The 5,616-nt window shown below is 47.6% G+C and carries 5 protein-coding genes; 1 reads left to right on the top strand and 4 read right to left on the bottom strand.

Translation table 11 applies throughout. The annotated features are described in order from the left end of the window. The 4 genes from ACESLU_RS10800 to ACESLU_RS10785 form a co-directional block, all read right to left on the bottom strand. Positions 1–839, bottom strand: an 839-nt coding sequence (locus tag ACESLU_RS10800; RefSeq protein ID WP_372638658.1) for a Gfo/Idh/MocA family protein, incomplete at its 3' end; no start/stop codon positions are given. Between the two features lie 38 nt (positions 840–877). Next, positions 878–2,248: a DUF1080 domain-containing protein gene (locus tag ACESLU_RS10795; RefSeq protein WP_372638659.1), complete on the bottom strand. Its 1,371-nt coding sequence runs from the start codon at positions 2,246–2,248 to the stop codon at positions 878–880. Between the two features lie 253 nt (positions 2,249–2,501). Next, positions 2,502–2,903, bottom strand: coding sequence for a VOC family protein (locus tag ACESLU_RS10790; protein ID WP_372638657.1), 402 nt, complete (start codon positions 2,901–2,903; stop codon positions 2,502–2,504). 110 nt (positions 2,904–3,013) lie between these two features. After that, on the bottom strand, positions 3,014–3,883 hold the full coding sequence (locus tag ACESLU_RS10785) for a sugar phosphate isomerase/epimerase family protein (protein ID WP_372638656.1): 870 nt from the start codon (positions 3,881–3,883) through the stop codon (positions 3,014–3,016). Between the two features lie 193 nt (positions 3,884–4,076). Here ACESLU_RS10785 and ACESLU_RS10780 point away from each other — a divergent pair. Beyond that, the coding region (locus ACESLU_RS10780; protein WP_372638655.1) for an FG-GAP repeat domain-containing protein at positions 4,077–5,616 on the top strand (1,540 nt) is incomplete at its 3' end.

The following is a 5,616-nucleotide window of genomic DNA, read 5'->3' as shown; positions in this document are numbered from 1 at the left end:
TCATCCGGGTAGTGTTGTTTCGCGGCATCTACGATAACCTTCTCGGGATAGTCAACCTGCAGGGCCCACCGGGCGACATCGACTTCATGGGTGGCGTTGTTGCCGGTCTCGGCGGTTCCCCACTTCCAGCCATACCAGTGCCAGTTATAATCCCAGGTGTCATGATGGTATTCTTCCCGGGGCGCCGGGCCCTGAAACAGCTCCCAGTTTAAGTCGGACGGCGGATCCTGTTGCACGGGATTGGGGACCTCTCCCCGGCCGTTGCTGTAAAAAGCCACTGCTTTATAGGGCTCCCCGATGATTCCATTGTGAATTTCATCAATGATTTCTATCGTATGAGCGGCCGAACGCTGCTGGTTTCCCATCTGGACGACTTTATCATATTTCTGCTGTGCCCGTACCAGCAGCTCACTCTCCGCCGGGTTATGGCTGCACGGCTTTTCCACGTACACGTGTTTGCCCGCCTCCATGGCCATCAGCGCGCCGGGAGCATGCCAGTGATCAGGAGTAGCGTTGAAAATAGCATCCACTTCCGGATCCTCGTGCACTTCCCGGATGTCGTCGGTCAGCTCGGGCGTATAAGAGAGCTCATCTTTCAAGTCTTCAGCTACCCGGTCGCGCTGGCTTTTCTTAACATCGCAGATATAGGCCAGCTCGGTGTTGTACGGTTTCGACAGGCTTTCGTAATAGGCCCCGACGCGGCGCCCGCATCCCATAAAAGCCACGCGAATGCGGTCATTTGCTCCGAGAACTCTTCCATAACTTTTGGCCGATAATCCCAGAGCCAGTCCACCGGCTCCCAGTGCTGTCTTTTTAATAAAGTCTTTTCGTGATCCCATAATAGATTATTTTTAAATGTTAGATGAAATGATCTGTTTTACAATTCGCGTACCTTGACACTCCGGTAACTAACTTCATTTCCGTGATCCTGCAACAGGATGGGTCCCTGAGGCCAGCGAGCAAAATTTTCCCATTTCTGGTATTTGCTGTATGCCACCAGTGCCGCAAACATTTGCGAAAAGCGGTCATATTCCACCACTTTCTGGTTATTGAGCCAATGTTCCACCTTTCCATCCTCGGAAACAATACGTGCCTTGTTCCAGCTGCCAACCCCGTTAAACGGCTTGCCTCGGCCCGGAACCGAAAGGTTCTCGGCCGCAATCAGGTCGTACAGCGAACCTACCGTGCGATTACCCTCGACGCCTTTCTTGGCATCCGGGTGGTTTTCATCATCCAGAATCTGAAACTCCGCTCCGATAGCGGACCCCTCGCCCTTATTGAGATCAGGATCCACAAAATACTTGATACCGCTGTTGGCTCCTTCCGTGATCTTGAATTCAAGCTCCAGCTCAAAATCACTGTACTGGTCCCTCGTCACAATATCGCCCGGACCCGTGGCTTCACCGCCGTCGGTCTCCTGTACCGTCAGTATACCGTCACTGATCTCCCATCCGCTTTCGGGAAAATCATCCAGCTTTGCCCCGCGCCAGCCTTCCGAGGTTTCTCCGTCCCAGAGCAATCGCCAACCGTGCTTTTGTTCCCACTCGGTGAGCTCATTTTTCAGATAACTAATTTGTCGAACCTGGGGATCGGGTGCTGTGCGATGCTCATCCAGGTCGGAGGTAAGAATGCGAATGTTTCTCCACTTTATCTGTGCCCCGACCAGGCTCTCATCGTGGATGGAATGCACCTGCAGCCCGATGAATCCCTCCGGGGTCATGTCATCCACCAGCCGGCTGCACTGCACCCCGTTGATCCAGGTATTAATCGTTGGCCCAATAGCTTCCACGCGAACGGTATTCCACTGTCCCACACGGAATGCAGCCCCGCCCTTTTTGTTGTCTGCCAGCGGATAGAGCCATCCCCGGCGTGCTTCGTCATAGATACCTCCGCTCCACGCGCGCTCGGAGGGGTCCAGTTCCACCTGGTAGCCATGCACCCGTCCGTCGCGGTAGTCCGGATCGCTGTGGCTTCGGATCTGCACGCCGCTGTTAATCTGGGTATCCAGGTACACTTCATATTCCAGGATAAAATCACCGTACTCTTCGTTTGTCGTCAGAAAGGAATTGGGCGTATCAGGCACCGCCTCACCCACGATCGCTCCGTCTTCGACAAAATAATCGGCTTCACCCCCCAGCTGGGTCCACCCGTCCAGGCTTTCACCGTTAATGAGTTCCTGCCAGCTATCCTGGGCCTGCAGCGGACCAGCTATAAACAAAAACAATCCTAAAAATTGCAAAACCCTTATTTTTAATAGTCGCATTATAACATTTAATTTATTTTTATAATTCTGTTAATTAATTATCACTATGATACAAATTATGAAAGGTTTTTTCGATATAAATTTTAATTTATACTCAGCCTCTCATATCCGAGCTCCATTTGCCCGATAAAGTCCCTAAAAAAGATCACCGTTTTTTCTGCAGATAGCATTTCACCCGTCCGACTATACCAAGCCCCGTCCGCGAGTAATAGGAGTTAAAGTTGACCGATGCCAATCGTTAACCGCCTTCTTTCTCCCTCAACATGGGGGTCGAACGTTTACAAAGCTGTATCGCCAATCCCCACGGATCCCTCAGCATTACCAGGTGCGAGCCGTCCTCCAATATCTCGTCACTCATCTCTTGGGCACCGGCCTCGGTCAAACGCTTTTTATCGGCTGCAGGATCTTCGGAGACCAGCGCCAGGTGCATAATCAGCGGGTCCCTGTTGCGATAATCGGGGACCTGGTCGGCCGGATTTTGATAAATCTCGATCATCACCCGGCCACTGTCGTCCGTAAGAAACGTCATATAAGGCGGTTCTGTTTCCTGTTTTACAATCTCCAGCCCGAGATGATCCACATACCAGTCGGCCATTGCGAGTGGCTCTTCCACGTTCATTGCAAAGTGTTCTATCTTCATATCTCTCTTAATTTTGAGAAGCCTTTGTAAAACTGTTCTTTCGGCCAATACCTGCATGTTTGCACATTCAAAATCCTCACATCTGCTTAACCCGGATTATTCACGAATTGTTACTTGGTTAAACTTTTGAGGTATTCAATACTTTTGGGGACTCGCTCCACGACTTCCCGGCTTTCATCTTCGATATAGTAATACTCGATATTCGTATCCTGCGCCGCTTTTAAAACCGCGGGAAAATCGATTTGTCCGGTTCCCAGTCGCACGTCGTATTCTTCGGGAGCACTGCCTGAAAAATCCCCCTCAACGCCTTTTTTAAGATCCTTCAGATGCATCAATCGGAACCGGTCGGGGTATTTTTTTAACAGCTCCACAGGATCCGCTCCCGGGTGTGCGGTCCAAAGCAGGTCCATTTCAAAACTGACGTATTCCGGATCGGTATGTTCCATAATATAATCAAAGAGCGTTCCGTCTTCATAGGGCCGGAACTCATAGCCGTGATTGTGATAAGAGAAATAAAGTCCCGCTTCCCTTAACTCTTTTCCCGCCCGGTTAAAATCAGTGACCGTTTTCTTCGCATCTTCAATGGAAAAAGGTGACTCATGGGGAATCCAGGCTATACGCACATGCTTGGCACCGAGGGTGCTGGCTTCCTCGATAACCTGTTCGGTATCGTTGACAAGCGCATCGTATCCCACTCCATAAGAAGTGCATATGAGTCCCCGCTCATCCAGCATTCCGCGCAACTCTTCAGCTGTAGTCCCGAATAAACTGGAAAATTCGATATTGGTTAGTCCCATGCTCTTAATAAGATCCAGTGTCCCCGGCACATCTTCCTCGAACTGATTTCTGAAAGAGTAGGATACGACCCCGGGATCAGGCAGCAGCTGCTGCCCCTCCTGTGCTTGTACGGATTCCACCTCCGGATTAAATAAACTACCGAAAAATAAAAAACAGATACCTACCATAATTCGACTAATCATAAACTCAACCCTGATGTAATTTAAAAATTAAAAAACCCATTGCTGACCTGTAATTACACAAAATAATCTGATATACAAAAAAATTTTACGCTCCTTTTCGGAAAAATAATAAATTTTTGATGCTTAATGGTTAAATTAAATGCACCCGTATATTTAGCTGAACCATGTATCCTCAGTACAGAACCTTGAATCTATGAATATACCCACAGGAAGAAGATACCTGTTCTTCATAATTGTTGGTATATCCATCACTGTTTTATTTATCTATTTATCGGATAATGCACATATAGCAGAGGTAGAAAAACACTTTTTCCCCGGGAATACTACTGCTTTTGATGAAGGAAAAATACTATCCGAAAAATACTGCTCGCGCTGCCATTTATATCCTGAACCCTCTCTGCTTCCGAAACAAACCTGGACTTCTTCTGTACTGCCTGCCATGGGTCCCCTGCTGGGAATTTATAAACATAAATTTGAAACTTATCCGACTGAAACGGACCCCAACCTTCCGCGGGATTATTACCCTTCAGAGCAGCAGATAAGCAGCACAGAATGGCAAAAGATTCTGGATTACTACGAGCAGGCTGCCCCCGGGGAATTTAACGCACGGAAAAAAAAGCAAGAGATTTTGGATGATAATTTTATTTTTAAGGCCCGCACCCCGGAACTCGGGACAAAAAACGCACCTAAGGTAACTTCAGTTCGATTTGACACCTGCAACCAGTTGATCTATGCTGCGGACGCAAACCTGAAGAAATTTCTGACATTCAATAACGACCTGGAGCTCCTACATACTTTTGCTTCACCTACTCCCATATCCGACATTCGTATCGGGAACACGGATAATGATGTATTGGGAAAACAGGAATTACTCCTGACATTCATAGGACGTTTATTGCCGACCGATGCTCCCGCCGGATCCGTGAAAAACATATTATATAATCCCCTCAGTACTGAACTTATATCCGATTCCCTTTTATTGGATGATCTCGCACGTCCGGTAGAAAGTAAATGGGCAGACCTCAATCAAGACGGACTGGATGATCTACTAATCAGTGAATTCGGTCACAGAACAGGAAAACTGTTCTGGGTAGAAAACACCGGCAAAAAGTTAGCTGGTCAAAAAAGTATATTGCTGGATACCCCCGGCTGTATCCAGACTGATATCAGGGATATCAATGGAAATGGCCTGCAGGATATCATAGCGCTTTGCACGCAAACAGACCAGGCAATTTATCTGTTTGAAAACCAGGGGGAAGGAAATTTTCTGAAGACAACGTTGTTGCAATTTCAAATTACGGCAGGATCCAGTTCATTTGAAATACATGATTTTAATAGTGACGGATACCCGGATATACTATACACAAGCGGCGACAATGCCGACTATTCCACCATCTTCAAACCCTATCATGGGGTCTATATCTTTTTAAATGATGGAAAATATAACTTTACAAAGGAATGGTTCTATCCCCTTCACGGGGCTTATGACGCACAAGCTCATGATTTCAACAACGATGGGAGGTTAGATATAGCTGTGATTGCCTTCTATGCAGATTATGAAAATCACCCGGAAGAGGGGTTTGTATTGTTCAAAAATGAAGGAAATCTGAAATTTATCCCTTACCATCACCCTGACGCTTCAGCCGGGCGGTGGATTACCATGGATATAGCCGACTGGAATGATGATGGAAATAAAGATATACTCCTGGGCAACTTTTCCGAAGGATCTTTCA

The sequence above is a fragment of the Fodinibius sp. genome, assembly GCF_041642155.1.
Taxonomy (GTDB): domain Bacteria; phylum Bacteroidota; class Rhodothermia; order Balneolales; family Balneolaceae; genus Fodinibius.
Note: the sequence above shows the minus strand (reverse complement) of the source record. Positions and strands in the feature narration are given on the sequence as shown.